The organism is Hypericibacter terrae (assembly GCF_008728855.1).
Classification (GTDB): Bacteria; Pseudomonadota; Alphaproteobacteria; order Dongiales; family Dongiaceae; genus Hypericibacter; species Hypericibacter terrae.
Genome location: NZ_CP042906.1, coordinates 5,118,806 through 5,135,480, shown reverse-complemented (window position 1 = coordinate 5,135,480; position 16,675 = coordinate 5,118,806). Strand labels below are relative to the sequence as shown.

Sequence of the window (16,675 nt, the reverse complement as noted above, 5' to 3'; positions counted from 1 at the left end):
TCAGCCGCGCGCCAAGGTACGGATCCGGTCACCGATCAGCCCGACCTCGTCGTCCTCGAGCACGTCCATGACGATGGCGAGCTTGTCGCCCTCCAGAACCGTCATGATGCTGGGCATGCCGTTCTTGAGCGCCTCGGCGGCTTCCGCCGCCGACAGACCGAAGCCGGCCTTGTCGAAACCCACCAGCAGGCAGTTCACCGGCTCGGGAATGAGACGCTCATCCATGGTGAAATTCATCGGCACCAGGGACAGGCCGCGCAGCCCCGTGAGTTTCTCCTTCAGCAACCCGACCTGTCGGACATAGTTCGCGAAGCGGGCCTCGTGGTCCATGGCCAGCCATTCCTCCAGCGCCACCGCGACCGCGACCACGATCTGCCGGTCCATCTTCAACGGGCGCCCATATTTGAGATATTGGCCGGACTCGTAGCGGGTGAAATGCACATTGGTGACGGCCGCCACCAGATCCTTGCGCCCCATGATGAAGCCCCCGGCATTGGGGCCGCCGAAATATTTAGCGCTGATCGCCACCAGATCGGCGCCGCGCCCGAGATAGGCGCCCATGATGTCGGTGGGGTAATTCATGTATGCGGCATCGACGAGGATCGGGACGCCGCGCCGGCGTGCGATCGCGGAGACTTGCTCCAGGGAAAGCGTCCCGGGCTTGCCGTCCAGGTGGGCGGGATGGAGGATCATCGCGCTGCGCTCGGTGATCGCCGCTTCGTACTGATCGACCCGCGCGCCGTTGGCGCTGCCGATCTCGATCAGCGTTGCGCCGGTCATGATGGTCTGCCGGTCATACTTGTAGCGATGGCCGGCTTGGATCAGCACCTCCGACTTCATGCCGTGGGTGTTGGGAAGCTGCTGCGACCGGCTGCCGTCGGTGCCGGCCATGCAGGCGGCGGTGCCGAGCATGATGGCGGCGGCGGCACCCGGCGTGACGCGAGCCGCTTCGGCTCCCAGTAACCCCGCGATGCGCTCGCCGGTCCGGTCGAGCAGATCGGTCATCCGCACGAAATGGCGATTGGTCTCCGTCATCGCCGCCCAGACCCGCGGCGACAGGCGCGAGCCGCCGAGATCGGTATAGATGCCGCAGGCATTGATGACGGGGACAACGCCGAAATGGTGGAAGACCACGCCAGTGCTGGCGGGATCCTGCGGGATGGGGCTCATGGCGGCTTCTTCTCCAATGATCGAGGGTCGTTACGGGCGATCATCGCCGCCGGCCGCTGGAGAAAAATGGGCATGTCTCGATATGAACTTGGAAAGCGCGCCCGGTAAGCAGCTCGCGGACGCTCCAATCCCTGAGCCCTGAAGTTCACTTGACGCATCTGCCATGTTCCCGGTGCCGCGCCGCGGTGGAAAGTCGCGATCATATGGGACCTGAGGCGGTATTTGCCCTAGGGAGTCGAGGTGATCATGGCGGCGGGTGTGTTCGCGGCGATGCTGACGCCGCAGGAAGCGGAGGGCGCGATCCACCGCCAGGGTTTCGCGCGGCTGGCACTTTGGCTCCTCGACCATGGTTGCCATGGCGTGGTGCCGTTCGGGACCACCGGCGAGTTTGCGTCCTTCACAACTGAGGAACGGATCGCGGCGCTGGACCGGCTGATCGAGGATGGAGTCCCGGCGAACCGGATTCTAGTCGGGACCGGGGCCGCGGCGGTAGCCGACGCCGCCCGCCTGAGCCGCCATGCGACCGAGCGTGGCTGTCTCGGAATTCTGGTCGCACCTCCCTTCTACTTCAAGGAGGTTGGCGAGGATGGTCTCTTCGCTGCCTATGCGCGCATTGTCGAGGCCTCTGGCGAGGCCGTTCGGCTCTATCTCTATCATTTCCCGGCCATGTCGGCGGTTCCCATCCGCCCCGGCCTGCTCGAGCGGCTTCTCGCCGCTTGGCCGCGCCAGGTCGCGGGATTGAAGGACAGCTCGGGCGATTTCGGCAACACCAAAGCGATCGTCGCCCGGTTTCCCCAGCTCTCGGTCTTCACCGGCGACGACGATCTGCTGCTGCCCCTGCTGCGCGCCGGCGGCGCCGGCTCGATCACGGCCGGCGCCAATATCGCGGCGCGGCTGCTGGCCGAAATCCATGAAGGCTGGCAGGAAGGCGGCCCCACAATCGAGGCGCATCAGCGCGCGCTGCAGGATCTGTGGTCGGGACTGCTGTTGAAATACCCGGTCACGGAAGCGCTCAAGGAGATCCTGGCAGCGGAGACCGGCGATACCGGCTGGCTGCCGATGCGCCCGCCCTTGGGACGGTTGCCGGAGTCGGCCCGGCGCGATCTGCTGCGCAGCTTCCGCGCTCTTCCTATCACGCTCGCTCAATCGCAGCACTTCATCCTGGGCGAGGCCAGCAACGGTTCACCGTACCTATCGCGAGGATATCCATGAGCCCGGCTTCGAAAAGCAAACAGGTCATCGGCGGCGCCAATATCGAGGGACTGCCGATCTCGCTCGCCGTCAAGTTCGGCGATCTGGTCTTCGTCTCCGGCACGGTCGCCTTCGACGACGAGGATCGCATCGTGACCGGCGGTATCGGGGCTGAGACCCTGCAGACCTTCCGCAATATCGAGAAGGTTCTGGCGAGCGCGGGCTGCAGCCTGGCCGACATCCTGAAGGTGAACGTCATCCTGTCCGATTCGGGCGATTTCGACCAGTTCAACGCAGTCTATAAGACGCTGTTTCCGAAGAATCCGCCGGCTCGCGTCACCATGGCGGCGCGACTCACCATCGATGCCCGGATCGAGGTCGATGTCGTGGCCGGAATCGGCGCAGGCGGCTGAAGCTCAGATATCCGCCAGAGCCTGGCGCATCTCGCGGATGAAGGTTGAGACCCGCTGACTCGCATCGGCGTCGCGCCGGGTGATGATGGTGAAGGGGGACCGGAACTCGATCGCATCTGGCTTGATCGGCCGCATGCGGCCCTCCGCGACCCATTCCGCCGCGTAATGGTCCGGCAGGAAACCGATGAAGCGGCCGGTCAGGATCAAGAGCGCCGCCGCTTCGATCTGATGCACCACGGCGCGGTGCGTCGGGGTCGAGAAGAACTCCTCGTCGAACCGCTCCAGATAGCCGCGCGAGATGCGATTGGCCGCATCGAGCCTATCCGGGCCGATCGCCTCATCGGCGAGGTCGAAGAAGGGATGGCCACGCCCGCAATAGAGATAGTTGTGCTCGATGAAGAGGGGCACATATTCGAGGCCGCTGACGCGGCGGTGCTCCGGCGCCACCGCCAGATGGAGCGAGCCATTGAGGACGCCATGCTCGAGCTCGCGCGGCGTCAGGATGTGGATCTGCAGCGAGATCTCGGGTGCCCGCTCGCAATAGCGTTGCAGGCATTCCACCAGCCCCGCCTTGGCATTGGTGACGATGGCGTCGGGGAGGCCGAATTTGAGGGTGCCCCCGAGATCGGAACGCAAGGTCGCGAGACGGTCGCGAAATCGCGTCGCTCCCTCGAGCAGCTCGGTCGTCGCGCGATAGACCTCCTCGCCATCGTCGGTCAGGCGGAATCCGGCACGGCCGCGTTCGCAGAGCCGCATGCCCAACCGCTTCTCGAGGTCCGACATATGCGAGCTGATGGTCGATTCCGAGACATTGAGCCGCGCGGAGGCTAGCGAGAACCCGCCGGATTCGACCACGGCGACGAAGATTCTGAGCAATCTCAAATCGATGTCGCTGAGCCGGCCGATCATGTTTCCTGCAGGTCCTGTCGCCGTTCCCTCGAGCCGGGTCGTCGCTTCGCCCGACCCGAAACAAGTTTCGATGAAAGATCATGGGCTGTTCGATCCGGCTATGCAAGAAAGCCCAGGTGGAAGATCGGCGGCAAAGCCGATCGGTGAAATCGAGGAAGCAGCGATGCCCGATCAGGCATGGATCGAGGGGATGCCGGAGCATCTGGATTTCGAAAGCGACGGCCTGCGCCGCTACTGGGTCCAGCTCGATTACGTTCACGACAATCGCCCGCAGCGGCTGGCATGGCCGCTGGTGGTCTGCCGTCGCGGCAGGGGACCCTCGGTCCTGGTGACGGGCGGCACGCATGGCGACGAGTTCGAAGGACAGATCGCGGCCACCGAGCTGATCCATCGGCTGGATCCGGTCCGGGTATCGGGCCTGCTCCTGATCGCGCCGACGCTCAACCGGCCGGCTTGCCTCGCGGGCGCGCGGCGGTCGCCGATCGATGACGCCGATCTCAATCGCCGCTTTCCTGGTCTTGCTGGCGAGGGCCCGAGCGCTGCCATCGCGCGCTTCGTGACCAGCGCGCTCATCGGGCGCGCGGATGTCGCCATCGATATCCATTCGGGCGGTGAAGCGATGGAGTTCGTGTTGAGCTCCAACCTCCAGGGCCGCCCCGGCAGCCCGGATCTGGCAGCGGGATTGCCGGCCCTGATGGCGTTCGACGCGCCCTATGCGATCGTCTTCGACGAGGTGAAAGCCGAGGGCGCGATGCCGCATCGCGGGACGTTGGAAGGGGCGGCGCGCGAGCTGAGAAAATTCGCCATTTCTTCCGAGATCGGCGGTGCTGGCCGGGTGACGCCGGTCTCGATGCAAGTGGCGCGCGACGGCCTGCGCAACCTGTTGCACCATTTCGGCGTGCTGAAGGACCCGGCGGCACGCCTGGCGGCGCAGAGCCGCTCGCGCCTGCTGCTGCTGGCCCGTCCGGAGCATTATCTGGCCGCACCCGTGAAAGGGCATTTCGTGCCCCGCTGCTGGCTGGGCGATGAGGTCGAGCGGGGGCAGCCGGTCGCCGATCTCTATCAGTTGGACTCGGGTACTCTGGCGCGGCAGGAAGTCCGGGCGCCGTCCTCGGGCATCCTGGTCGCCGCGGCGCGCCGTGGGCCGGTTCAACCGGGCGAAGATCTGCTCTATATCGCCGAGCCCTTTTCACCCTGACCGGTTCAGGGCGATCCGATTTCGTCTTTCGGTTTGCGGAACCGCGAACTGGATTTAGACACATGGCAATGCAACGGCGCGCGGTATCACGGTTCCATGGCAGGCGAAGGAAACAAGCGGCGGCGCCATCGAACAAGCGCTCGCCACATCGGAACAGGAGGCGAACATGGCGGTTCGAGGATTGATGGGCGTTGCGCTGGCAACGGTACTGGCGGCGGTCATTGTCGCACCAGGCCATGTGGCCGCGGAGACGATCAAGGTGGCGACGGAGGCATCCTTCCCGCCCTTCAGCAAGACCGAGGCGGATGGGACTATCACCGGATTCGAGATCGATCTGGGGAATGCCGTCTGCGAGCGGGCGAAGCTGCAATGCGAATGGGTGAAGCAGGATTTCGACGGACTGATCGCCGGGCTGCTGGCCGGCAAATACAACATGATCTTCTCCTCGATGTCGATTACGGAGGAGCGCAAGAAGGCGGTGGATTTCTCGCTGCCTTACTACGACACGCCCTATCGCTTCATCGCGCATAAGAGTTCGAGCATCGAGATCTCGAATGCAGGCCTTCAGGGTAAGAAGGTCGGTGTCTATGCCGGCGCCACGCAGGAGAAATACCTGAAGGCGAAGTATGACGGCGTGGTCGAGATCCGCGGCTACGACAAGATCGATCAGATCAATGCCGATCTCGTCACTGGCCGCATCGACATGGCCTTCAACGAGCAGCTGGCCGGCGCCGAATTCCTGAAGACGCCCGAGGGCCAGGCATTCGAGTTCGTGGGCCCCGAAATCAAGGACAAGGCGATCTTCGGCGTCGGTGCCGGCGCCGTGTTCCGAAAGAGTGACGGCGCCTTGCGCGAGAAGATTGACGATGCGATCCGTTCGCTCTACCAGGACGGCACGTTCGACAAAATCTCGCAGAAATATTTCGGCAGCATGAGCGTTCGCGCCGATCAGAACTGGTAAGCTGCCGGGGCGGGCGTGCCGGTCCCGATTGGGGATCGGCCGCCCGCTCGATCAACGGGCCGGTCGACCGGATCCCGAGGGTTGCGAAGCCCGACCTCGCGCCAGCCGCGATTGTAAGATTGGGGCCGATGGATCTGTCGTCACTGTTCGCCTATGGGCCCGGCTGGGGCGACGAGCTGCTGCTCGGCGCCGTCCTCACGCTCAAGCTTGCCGCGGTTTCTTTCATCTTTGGTTCCTTGTTCGGCCTCCTCTGCGCCATGGGCGAGCTCTATGGCGGGCGCCTGGTCCGATGGCTCCTGGGCGCCTACGGCGTTGTGCTGCGCAGCGTGCCCGAGCTGCTGGTGATCTTCCTTTTCTATTTCGGCGGCTCCTTCGCGCTGGGCGGTCTGCTCTCGCTCCTGGGTATCGAGGGTTATGTCGAGGTCAGCGCCTTCTGGGCGGGCATGGCGGCCCTGGGGTTGATCCAGGGTGCCTATACCAGCGAGGTCTTCAAGGGGGCCATTCTCGCCGTGCCGCGAGGCGCGGTTGAAGCGGCGCGCTCTCTGGGCATGAGCCGCTGGAATGTGTTCCGTCTGGTGACGCTGCCGATCGCGGTCCGGTACGCCTTTCCTGGCCTCTGCAATATGTGGATGGTGGTGGTCAAGAACACGCCCTTCGTCTCTGCGATTGGGCTCGAGGACCTGGTGCGGGCGGCCGGGACCGCCGGTGAGAATACGAAGCAGTTCTTCACCTTCTACCTCGCCGTGCTGGTCGCCTATCTCCTGCTCTCAGCCGCGACCATGGCAGTCCAATACGCGATCGACCGCCGGCTGTTCCGGCATCTGGCCGCGGCGCGAGGGACCTGATGTTCTCCCTCGAAACCTTCTTGGCCGGCCTGCCGTTGCTGGCGCAGGGCACTCTCGAGACCCTGAAGCTTTTCGTCCTGTCGCTCGTCGGCGGCGGCCTGATCGCGCTGCCCGTGGCGCTCGCCCGCAATGGTCGCTTCGCCCTGGTCCGCTGGTTCGGCTATGGCTTCATCTTCGTCTTTCGCGGCGCGCCGCTGCTGGTGCTGCTCTATCTCATTTACTACGGCCTGCCGCAGTTCGATTTCCTGCGGCATTCGCCGCTCTGGATTTTACTGAGCGAGCCTTACGTCTGTGCGGTGCTGGCGCTGTCGCTCAACTCCGCCGGCTATGTCGCCGAGATCCTGGCCGGCGCCTTGCGGGCCGTGCCGCGCGGCGAGATCGAGGCGGGCGAGGTCGCCGGCCTTGGCCGGCTTCGCTTGTTCCGCTCGATCGTCATGCCGCATGCGGCACGCATTGCCCTCAGGGCCTATGGCAATGAGGTGGTGTTCGTGCTCAAGGGCACCTCGGCCGCCAGCATGGTCACGATCATCGACCTGATGGCCTCGGCCAACTCGGTTTACTTCAACACTTACGATCCCTTCACGCCGCTGATCTCGGCCGGAATCATCTATCTTCTGCTCATCTTCGGGTTGACGCGGCTGGTCGGCATGGCCGAGCGCCGGCTTTCGCCCGAGCTCAGGTTGCGGCCACGCGCACCCTCGCACCTGCGCCGGCCCGGACCGCAGCCGAGACCTATCCTGTGATTGCCTCCGCCTGAGCGCGAGACGAGCCCAGGGTCGCGAGGAAGGATTTGAGCCGTTCGGAGCGAGGCCGGTCGAGCAGCTCGTCCGGCCTTCCGGACTCCAGGATCCGGCCTTCGGCCATGAACAGAATCCGGTCGGCCAGCCGGCGCGCGAAATTGATCTCATGCGTCACGCAGAGGATCGTCATGCCGTCGCCGGCCAGCGATTGGATCAATTCGAGCATGCTCTGCACCAGCTCCGGGTCCAGCGCCGAGGTCGGTTCGTCGAGCAGGAGGATTTCGGGCTGCATGGCGAGCGCCCGGGCGATGGCGACACGCTGCTGCTGGCCACCGGAAATCTGGAAAGGATATTTGTCGGCTAGCGTCGACACGTCGACGCGGCCGAGACAGGTGCGCGCGATCCGCTCGGCCTCCGTCTTCTTCAGCCCGCCGACCGCAATCGGCGCCAGGGTCACATTCTCCAGCACCGTCTTCATCGAGTAGAGATTGAAATGCTGGAAGATCATACCCATGCGCCGCCGGGCCTGGACCCGCGACCGCCCCTGACGCGCCAGTGGCTCCCCGAAGATAAACACTTCGCCCTCGTCGGGCCGCTCGAGCCCGTTGACGCAGCGCAGCAGCGTCGATTTCCCCGACCCCGAAGGGCCGATCAAAGCGAGGCGCTCTCCGGCTGCGACCGACAGGTCGATGCCCGACAGGATCGGGTTCGCGCTGAAGGCCAGCCGGAGGCCGCGCAGTTCGATGGCGGGAGAATGGAAGGCGTCGGTCAAGGTCGACTCCAGCAGATTCCACGAGAGGGCGATTCCATCCTGCGGCGCCCCTCGGCTGCCATGGATGGCGATCTCTCGAACTGAGCTTGCGGCGGGATCAGTGCTGGTAGGCGGGCCCCGGCCTCGGATCGATCGGCATGAGCTTCGCCAAACCCGTCGCTTCCTCGAAGGCCGCCGCGGCGGAGAGCAGCGCCGCCTCGCCGCGCGGGCGCCCCACGATCTGTACGCCCACCGGCCTGCCGTCGGCGGTGAATCCGGCCGGCACGGCGATCGAGGGGCAGGAGGTCATGGTGACGACGCTCGCGATCTTCAGCCACTCGACATAATTGTCGAAGCTCTGCCCGTCCACCTCGCGCACCCAGCGGATCTTGACGTCGAGCGGCGGGGTGCAGGCCGCGGGCGCGATCAGGATGTCGTAGGTCTGGAAGAACTCCGCGATTTGCCCATAGAGCCGGCCGCGGCGCAGCAGCGCCTTGCCGATCTCCTCGATTGTCAGCTTCATGCCGCGCTCGATGTTCCAGATCACGTCGGGCTTGAGTTTGTCGCGGTGGCGGTCATAGAGCGGCTTCATGGTTGCGGCATAATCGACCGCGCGCAGCGTCTGGAAGGCCTGCGCCACGCCGTGGAAATCCGGGCAGGCTTCCTCGACGACGGCGCCCATCGCGGCGAAGCGCTCGGCCGCCGCCTTGCAGATGGCGCGGGTCTCGGGCGCCACCGGCGTGATGCCGAGATCGGTCGAGAAGGCGACGCGCTTCGGCACGCGGTGCTGGCGCGCGGTTTCGCGGAAGCCCACCGCGGGCGCCTCCAGCGATAGCGGATCTTCGATATGCCAGCCGGCCATGGCGTCGAGCATCAGGGCCGTGTCCTCGACATTGCGTCCCATCGGTCCGTTGACCGAGAGCGTGTCGAAACGAACCTCGCCGGGGCCCGCCGCCACGCGGCCGGGGCTCGGCCGCAGGCCCACCACCGAGCAGAAGCTCGCCGGCGTGCGCAGCGAGCCGCCGAGATCCGAGCCGGTCGCGAGCCAGACCTGGCCGGTCGCGAGCGCGACCGCCGATCCGCCCGAGGAGCCGCCGGCATTGAGGCTGGTGTTCCAGGGATTGAGCGTCTCGCCGAACACCTCGTTGAAGCTGTTGGCGCCGGCGCCGAACTCGGGCGTGTTGCTCATGCCGATGGGGATGCCGCCATTGGCTTCGAGCCGCTCCACCATGATGTCGGAACGCTTCGGCACATTGTCGGCGAAGATCGGCGAGCCATAGGTGGTGCGCACGCCGGCGAGGTCGTTGAGATCCTTGACCGCGAAGGGCAGGCCGGCGAGCCAGCCGCGCTCGTCGCTCGGTTTCGATTTCTGCGCCATCATGCGCTTGGCCTGTTCGCGCGCGCGCTCCGGCGCCAGCGTCACCATGGCGTTGACGGCGGGATTGACGGCGGCGATCCGCGCCAGCGAGGCCTCGACCAGATCGAGCGGCGAGATCTCGCCGTCCTTGAGAAGGTCCACGGCCGCGCAGGCGCTCAGCCGCACGAGTTCAACTCTGCTTTTCATGTGACGTCGGTCCCCCCGGTCGGTTCGCGGCCCGGCTTTCGGGCCCGGTATCGCTTCTTCGGTGTCAGCTTCCCGTCACGATCGCGGGCGTTCTGTCGTTGGGTCGTGCCTTCGGTCGCGGCTTGGCGGCGATGAGGCGCGCGAGCTCCTTGGACAGCGCCACCTTGCCCGCCTCGGCGAAGGCCTCGTGATTGAGCTCCAGATTATCGAGATCGTAGTAGTAATTCACCAGCATGCCGAAGGATTGCTGCAGGCCCTTGGGCGAGACATCGCCCAGCCAGTTGATCCGCTCCAGCCGCGCGCCGTTGCCGAGATGGAAGCGGGCGACGGGATCGGCGGGCCGCGGCCCGCCGAGGACGCCGCCCAGATAGCGGGCGCAGAGGCCGGTCAGGGAGTCGCGCAAGGGGGCCAGGTCGGTCGCATCGACCGAAGGCTTCTGCTGCAGCGCCGACAAGGCCTGTCGCTCGGCGGGATCGAGATCGAGTCCGGCCGCGTCGGCCAGCGCCGGCCCCAGCCAGCCGCGGAGGGAGGGGATCGGCGAGAGCGTGGCGAAGGTCTTGAGCTGCGGCAGCTCGCGCTGCAGCTCGACCACCACCTGCTTGATCAGGAAATTGCCGAAGGAGATGCCGCGCAGCCCGTTCAGCGAATTGTTGATCGAGAAGAAGATCGCGTGGGTCGCGGTCGCCGGATCGAGCGCCGAGGCGTCGGGATCGATGATCGGCTGGATCGAGGAAGCCAGCTCGCGGCCGAGCGCCACCTCGATGAAGATGAGCGGCTCGTCCTTCAGCGCCGGATGGAAGAAGGCGAAGCAGCGGCGGTCGGGCGCCAGGCGCCGGCGCAGGTCGGACCAGTTGGCGATCTCATGCACGGATTCGTAGCGCTTGATCTTCTCCAAGAGCGAGGCCGGCGAGTTCCAGTCGATCCGCTCGAGATAGAGGAAGCCGCGGTTGAACCAGGAGCCCAGCAGATGCTGGAAATCGGCATCGACCGCGCGCAAGGCCGGATCCTCGGCCAGGCGCCCGAGCAGGCGCTCGCGCAGACTGACGATGGCCCGCGTGCCGCCCGGCGCCATGTTGAGTCGGCGCAGCAACTCCTGGCGCGGCGCTTCGACCGCCTCGCCCAGCTGGTGCAGATGGGCGGGGCTGTCCTCCCGGCGATAGGCCTCGGCAGCGGCCAGGATCTTCTCCCGGTCGGCGCCGAAGCGCGTCGCCAGGGTCCGGAAGAACTTCGTCTCCTCGGCCGGCGTCAGGCGCTCGAGCCGCGCCGCGAGCTCGCTGGCGGCCGCCAGCGCCGTCGCTTCGCCGCGTTGCGCCAGCACCCGGGCGCAGAGCGCGTCGAGCCCGGCACCCGGAGCGGCCGGGCTGCTCTGCTGCGACAGCAACCGCCGGCCCGCTTCGATGATCTGGTCGAGAATGCCGCCGATCAGGGGCGCCGTCATGATGATCGCTCCGTTATGCCGGCCTCTCCAGGGGCCCGCCGGCAAGGCCGATTCCCGCGCCACTCTAAAGGTGCGCGATCGGATTCTTACCCCGGTTTCGGGGCAAATTGATGGCAGCGTCACCGCACCGCCGCTGCTTGCGCGAAGGTCGCCTTGTAGGTCTCGCGCAGCTTGGCCTTCTCCACCTTGCCCATGGTGTTGCGCGGCAGCTCCTTGACCAGGAACACGGCCTTGGGTGCCTTGTAGGTCGCCAGATGCTCGCGCGTCGCCTCCGCGATCTGGCGCTCGGCCAGCGCCGCCTGGGGTCTGGCCACCACCACCGCCACCACGGCCTCGCCGAAGTCCGCATGAGGCACGCCGATCACGGCCGATTCGGCGACGCCGGGCAGCGCGTCGATCACCGTTTCCACTTCCTTGGGATAGACATTGAAGCCGCCGGAGATGATCAGGTCCTTGGAGCGGCCGACGATATGGACATAGCCGCGCTCGTCGATGCGGCCGACATCGCCGGTGATGAAGAAGCCGTCGGCGCGGAACTCGGACTTGGTCTTCTCCGGATTGCGCCAATAGCCATGGAAGATGTTGGGACCCTTGACCTCGATGCCGCCGACCTCGCCCGGTTTCAACGCACGACCCTGGTCGTCGGCGATGCGCAGGCTCACGCCCGGCAGCGGGAACCCGACGCTCCCCGCCACGCGATCGCGCAGGTAGGGATTGGAGGAGACCATGTTGGCTTCGGTCATCCCGTAACGCTCGAGGATGGTGTGGCCGGTCCGCTCCTTGAAGGCGTTGAAGGTCTCGACCGTCAGCGGCGCCGAGCCTGAGATGAAGAGCCGGATCTGGCGGCAGCAGTCGCGGGTGAATTCGGGCGTGGCGAGAAGGCGCGTATAGAAGGTGGGCACGCCCATCATCACGGTGGCGCGCGGCAGCAGGCGGACGATCTCGGCCGCGTCGAAGCGCGGCAGGAAGATCATGCTGGTGCCGTTCATCAGCGTGGTGTTGAGCGCGACGAAGAGCCCGTGGGTATGGAAGATCGGCAGCGCATGCAGCAGCCGGTCGCGCGGATCGAAGCGCCAGATCTCATGCAAGGCTGCGGCGTTCGAGGAGAGATTGCCGTGGCTCAGCATGGCGCCCTTGGGCTTGCCGGTGGTGCCGCTGGTGTAGAGGATCGCCGCGATCGTATCGTCGTCGCAGACGAAATCCTCGAGCTCGGCCGGCTGGCGCGAGGCCGCGTCCATCAGGCTGCCGCGGCCCTCGGCGTCGAGGGTGAGCATCCGCGCGCCGTGATCCTTCATCAGCGATTCGTCGGCCAGCGGCGAGCCCGGCGTCACCACCACGACCTTGGGCGCGGCATCGGCCAGGAAATACTCGACCTCGTCGCGGCGATAGCCGGTGTTGAGCGGCAGATAGATCGCGCCGATGCGCAGGGCCGCGAGATAGAGCGCCAGGGCTTCGGGCGTCTTCTCCACCTGGACCATGACCCGCTCGCCGGGCGTGGCGCCGGCGGCGCGGAGCGCACGGCCGATGCGGGCGCTCAGGTCCAGGATCTCGGCATAGCTGCGGATGGACCCGTCGGCGGATTCCAGCAGCGGCGCTCCCGGATCCCTCGGGAAGTTGCGCGCCAGGATGGCGAAGAGATTGCGATTGGCCGACATGGTGCGAATCTTTTTGTTCGTTGACGTCAGGTCCGGCCGGAAGCCGGCGCCGGTCTCGAGCGATTGTCGATGGGAGGGCCCCCGGACACAAGGCCTGCACCGGTTTCCTGTTGATATGGCTCAGGAATCCTTGGGCGCCAGCGCCGGCTTGGGGACCGGCACGCGGCCATGGCCGCTGACCTCGTCGCCGGCATTGGCGGGCAGGGCGATGAAGGTGAAGGCCGAGGCCGCGGAGAAGATCGCCACCACATAGAAGGCGAAGGTGAAGTCGCCGACGTTCAGCTGGCTCCCATGCATCGAGACCGAGATATGGAGGGCCAGGGCGCCGACGCCAACGCCGAGGCTCACGGAGAGCTGCTGCGCCATGCTGGCGAAGCTGGTGGCGAGACTCATCTTCTCCGGCGGCATGTCGGCATAGGCGATGGTGTTGAGCGCGGTGAACTGCAGCGAACGGAAGAAGCCGCCGGCCAGGAGCAGCACCAGGATCACCCAACCGGGCGTGCCCAGCTGGAAGAAGGAGTAGCTGGCGAGGAAGATGGCGCTGATGATGGCGTTGGCGATCATCGTGCGCTTGAAGCCGAAACGGCGCAGGATCGGGGCCGCGGTCAGCTTCATGAACAGCGCGCCGGCGGCGGCGGCGAAGGTCAGCAGGCCCGAATTGAGCGCCGACAGCCCGAATCCCAACTGCAGCAGCAGCGGCATCAGGAAGGGCAGGGCGCCGATGCCGATGCGGAACAGCGTGCCGCCCCAGATGTTGGTCCGGAAGGTCTGGATGCGCAGCAGCTTCAGGTCGATGACGGGATGGGCCACGCGATGGGCGTGGCGCACATAGAGCGTGATGGTGACGAGGCCCGCGACCAGCAGCACGCCGACGATCCAGTTCGGCAGGATGCCGCGGCCCATGGTCTCGAAGGCGAAGACCAGCCCCGACAGGCCGATGCCGCTGAGGATGAACCCTCTCAGGTCCAGGGGCGGCGTCTTCGGCTCTCGCGCGTCGGCGATGAAGAGTGTAGCCAGCACGATGCCGAGCACGCCGATCGGGAGGTTCAGCCAGAAGATCCAGCGCCAGGAGAAATAGGTGACGATGAAGCCGCCGAGCGGCGGCCCGATCACCGGGCCGATCAGCGCCGGCACGGTCAGATAGGCCATGGCGCTGACGAGCTGCGTCTTGCTGACGGCGCGCAGCACCACGAGCCTTCCGACCGGGACCATCATGGCGCCGCCCATGCCCTGCAGCATGCGCGCGGCGACGAACTCGGCCAATGAATTGCTGAGGCCGCAGAGAATCGAGGCCAGGGTGAAGACGACGATGGCGATGCGGAAGACATGGCGCGCGCCATAGCGGTCGGCGACCCAGCCACTGATCGGGATGAAGACCGCGAGGCTCAGCAGATAGGAGGTGATTGCGAGATTGAGATGGACCGGGTTCTCGTTGAAGGCCTTCGCGATGGTGGGGAGCGCCGTCGACACCACCGTCGAATCGAGGTTCTCCATGAACAGCGCGCAAGCGACGATCAGCGGCGTGGTCATGGGCGAGGAAGGCCGGACGCGGGTCATGAACCGGAATTCAAGTCGGAGGAGAGCCGCCGGAAGAGAGCGGCGCCGGGGCGAGAGGACGCGCGAACGATGCATCCGTCATCGACCATAAGGCGACGAACGCCCCTCAGTTGCGCCAATTTCAGATGGCTGCCATCCATGACAAGCAAGATGGCGGATCGGCCCCTGCAATGCCAGTCCTGGCCTCGGGAATTTGGGACATTTCGGCTGTTGCGCTCAGGCCCGCATGAGCGCTCTCTGCGGCAAAAACAAGGCCGACGCCACCGTGCCCATGCCGATCACCGCCAGCGCCAGGAACAGGCTCGAGAACCCATTCGCCGCGTCATGCGTGTAGGCGATCAGGGGCACCGCCAAGGGGCTCGCACCGAAGGAGAGCACATAGCTCACGGCATAGACCCGGGCGCGCCAGCGCTCGTCGACGATGACCGCCACCATCGCGTCGAGGATCGGGATCAGGCCGAAGACCGAGAACATCAGCGCGACCGCGATCGGCAGGATGAAGATGCCGGGGCTCATGGCGGCGACGATCAGCAGCGGCACCTGCAGCGCCGCCACCGGCAGGAACATGCGGCCCACCCCGTGCCGGTCGATCAGCTGTCCCACCAGGAGCTGGGCCATCGCCGCCAGGACATAGACGATCGAGAGGAGCGCACCGATGCCCAGCGTCGATTCGGTGAAGGCCGCCAGATGCTCGGAGAACACCTTCGGCATGGCGATGGTGGTGGCGTTGAAGATGACGCTGTCGCAGATGGTGGCGACGAACAGCACCAGCCCGACCCGCAGCAGCAGGCTGCGCGGCAGGGCGCCGGCCGTCCGGGTCTCGGTCAGCGGCGCTTCCACGGTCGCGCGCACCGTCATGAGGAAGAAGAGGCCGGCGATGACGGCGACGGCGCCCGGCACGAAGAAGGCCGCGCGCCAGCCGACCCCATCGCAGAGCGCGCCGGTGATCAGGGCGGCGCTGGCGATTCCGAAATTGCCGAAGACGCCATTGATGCCGAGCGTCTTTCCGAGCTTCGCCTGGTTGCGCACCAGAAGCGCGATCCCGACCGGGTGATAGATCGAGGCGAACAGGCCGATGGCGGTGAGGCCGACGAAGATGCCGGTCGGGCCCTGCGCGAAGCCGGTCGCGATGGCGGCGAGCCCCGTGCCGAAGAAGAAGATCACCATCATGCCGCGCCGGCTCCAGCGGTCGCCGAGCCAGCCGGCCGGCAGCGAGCCGCCGCCATAGGCGATGAGTCCGCCCAGCGCGAGGCTGAGCAGCTGGCTGTAAGGCGTGTTCCAGTCCCGCTCCAGCGCCAACACGGCGGTCGGGAAGATCAGCATGAAGAGATGGACCAACACGTGGCCCAGATTGATGAAGCCGATGGTCGGATCTGGGCGGCGCATGACGGCTGGGGAACTCCCGAGGCGAGGCAGGATCGACAGGACGGGCATTGTAGGCGCCGGCCGTCTGTCTTACCCTCGCTATCATGTCAGTCATTATCGAGAAACGGACAAAACGGCGGGCCTACCTGGACCCCGATCTGCTCGACGACACACCGCGCGATGTCGTCGCCTGGGCGGACTCCTATGACGCAGGCGAGGTGGTGCCCTCGCACCGCCATCGCCGCGCACAACTGCTTCACGCCGTCACGGGCGTGATGACGGTGACGACACCGGGCGGGTCCTGGGTGGTGCCGCCCCATCGCGCCCTCTGGGTTCCGCCGGCGACCGATCACGCGATCCGCATGACGGGCCCCGTCTCGATGCGCACGCTCTATGTCGAGCCCGCGGCGGCGGCCTCGATGCTGCGGCAATGCTGCGTGCTGTCGGTGTCGCCCTTGCTGCGCGAGATGATCCTGCGCGCGATGGAGCTGCCGCGACTCTACGACATCGCGGGCGCCGCCGGCCGTCTGATCGCGCTCATCCTCGACGAGATCCGCGTCCTGCCGGCGCTGCCGCTCCATCTGCCGATGCCGGCCGAACCGCGGCTGGCGAAGATCTGCGAGAGGCTGCTGCGCCATCCCGAGGATGGCCGCGCGCTCGAGGCATGGGGCCGCAGCGCGGGCGCCAGCGGACGCACCCTGGCGCGGCTGTTCCAGCGCGAGACCGGCATGAGCTTCGGCGCCTGGCGCCAGCAGGCGCGGCTGATCGAGGCGCTCGCGCGGCTGGGGACCGGCGAACCGGTGACGAATGTGGCGCTCGACCTGGGCTATGAAAGCCCGAGCGCCTTCACCGCCATGTTCCGGCGCAGCCTGGGTGTCACGCCCAGCCGCTATTTCGACCAGCCGCGATGACATCGCC

15 protein-coding genes are annotated in these 16,675 nt (G+C 66.4%); 7 read left to right on the top strand and 8 right to left on the bottom strand.

Translation table 11 applies throughout. The features are described from left to right. On the bottom strand, positions 1-1,170 hold the full coding sequence (locus FRZ44_RS23485; RefSeq protein ID WP_151179463.1) for an aminotransferase class V-fold PLP-dependent enzyme: 1,170 nt from the start codon (positions 1,168-1,170) through the stop codon (positions 1-3). 246 nt (positions 1,171-1,416) lie between these two features. Here FRZ44_RS23485 and FRZ44_RS23480 point away from each other — a divergent pair, with 246 nt between their 5' ends. Both FRZ44_RS23480 and FRZ44_RS23475 read left to right on the top strand, forming a co-directional pair. Continuing rightward, the gene (locus FRZ44_RS23480) at positions 1,417-2,382 is read left to right on the top strand and encodes a dihydrodipicolinate synthase family protein (RefSeq protein ID WP_151179462.1); all 966 of its coding nucleotides are present in this window, start codon (positions 1,417-1,419) and stop codon (positions 2,380-2,382) included. After that, a complete protein-coding gene (locus FRZ44_RS23475; protein ID WP_151179461.1) occupies positions 2,379-2,774 on the top strand; it encodes a RidA family protein in 396 nt (131 codons plus the stop codon). The genes FRZ44_RS23480 and FRZ44_RS23475 overlap by 4 nt, the downstream gene beginning before the upstream one ends. A 3-nt stretch (positions 2,775-2,777) precedes the next feature. Here FRZ44_RS23475 and FRZ44_RS23470 read toward each other — a convergent pair whose 3' ends face one another. Further along, on the bottom strand, positions 2,778-3,683 hold the full coding sequence (locus FRZ44_RS23470) for a LysR family transcriptional regulator (protein WP_151179460.1): 906 nt from the start codon (positions 3,681-3,683) through the stop codon (positions 2,778-2,780). 163 nt (positions 3,684-3,846) lie between these two features. Between FRZ44_RS23470 and FRZ44_RS23465 the strand changes: the two genes are divergently transcribed. The 4 genes from FRZ44_RS23465 (at position 3,847) to FRZ44_RS23450 (ending at position 7,430) form a co-directional block, all read left to right on the top strand. Further along, positions 3,847-4,881 carry a M14 family metallopeptidase gene (locus FRZ44_RS23465; RefSeq protein ID WP_191908266.1) on the top strand — a complete coding sequence of 345 codons (1,035 nt, stop codon included), beginning with the start codon at positions 3,847-3,849 and terminating at the stop codon, positions 4,879-4,881. A 166-nt stretch (positions 4,882-5,047) separates the two neighbouring features. After that, positions 5,048-5,842, top strand: a complete 795-nt coding sequence (locus FRZ44_RS23460) for a transporter substrate-binding domain-containing protein (protein WP_151179458.1) — start codon at positions 5,048-5,050, stop codon at positions 5,840-5,842. A 128-nt stretch (positions 5,843-5,970) separates the two neighbouring features. Further along, positions 5,971-6,687 carry an ABC transporter permease gene (locus tag FRZ44_RS23455; RefSeq protein ID WP_151179457.1) on the top strand — a complete coding sequence of 239 codons (717 nt, stop codon included), beginning with the start codon at positions 5,971-5,973 and terminating at the stop codon, positions 6,685-6,687. Then, positions 6,687-7,430, top strand: a complete 744-nt coding sequence (locus FRZ44_RS23450) for an ABC transporter permease (RefSeq protein ID WP_151179456.1) — start codon at positions 6,687-6,689, stop codon at positions 7,428-7,430. Before FRZ44_RS23455 ends, FRZ44_RS23450 begins: the two co-directional genes overlap by 1 nt. Here FRZ44_RS23450 and FRZ44_RS23445 read toward each other — a convergent pair. The 6 genes from FRZ44_RS23445 to FRZ44_RS23420 form a co-directional block, all read right to left on the bottom strand. Beyond that, positions 7,420-8,199: an amino acid ABC transporter ATP-binding protein gene (locus FRZ44_RS23445; protein ID WP_225308417.1), complete on the bottom strand. Its 780-nt coding sequence runs from the start codon at positions 8,197-8,199 to the stop codon at positions 7,420-7,422. The genes FRZ44_RS23450 and FRZ44_RS23445 overlap by 11 nt on opposite strands. Positions 8,200-8,296: 97 nt before the next feature. Continuing rightward, positions 8,297-9,742, bottom strand: a complete 1,446-nt coding sequence (locus FRZ44_RS23440) for an amidase (RefSeq protein WP_151179454.1) — start codon at positions 9,740-9,742, stop codon at positions 8,297-8,299. A gap of 64 nt (positions 9,743-9,806) precedes the next feature. Next, the gene (locus FRZ44_RS23435) at positions 9,807-11,180 is read right to left on the bottom strand and encodes a malonyl-CoA decarboxylase (protein ID WP_151179453.1); all 1,374 of its coding nucleotides are present in this window, start codon (positions 11,178-11,180) and stop codon (positions 9,807-9,809) included. Between the two features lie 119 nt (positions 11,181-11,299). Next, positions 11,300-12,835 (bottom strand): AMP-binding protein, encoded by a 1,536-nt coding sequence (locus FRZ44_RS23430; RefSeq protein WP_151179452.1) that lies wholly within the window; start codon positions 12,833-12,835, stop codon positions 11,300-11,302. A gap of 120 nt (positions 12,836-12,955) precedes the next feature. Next, on the bottom strand, positions 12,956-14,392 hold the full coding sequence (locus FRZ44_RS23425) for a DHA2 family efflux MFS transporter permease subunit (protein ID WP_191908265.1): 1,437 nt from the start codon (positions 14,390-14,392) through the stop codon (positions 12,956-12,958). Between the two features lie 216 nt (positions 14,393-14,608). After that, positions 14,609-15,778, bottom strand: a complete 1,170-nt coding sequence (locus FRZ44_RS23420; RefSeq protein ID WP_191908264.1) for an MFS transporter — start codon at positions 15,776-15,778, stop codon at positions 14,609-14,611. 83 nt (positions 15,779-15,861) lie between these two features. On the opposite strand from FRZ44_RS23420, the gene FRZ44_RS23415 reads away from it, so the two are divergent. After that, entirely contained in the window at positions 15,862-16,668 is an 807-nt protein-coding gene (locus FRZ44_RS23415) for an AraC family transcriptional regulator (RefSeq protein ID WP_151179450.1), read from the top strand. The last annotated feature ends 7 nt before the right edge of the window (positions 16,669-16,675 follow it).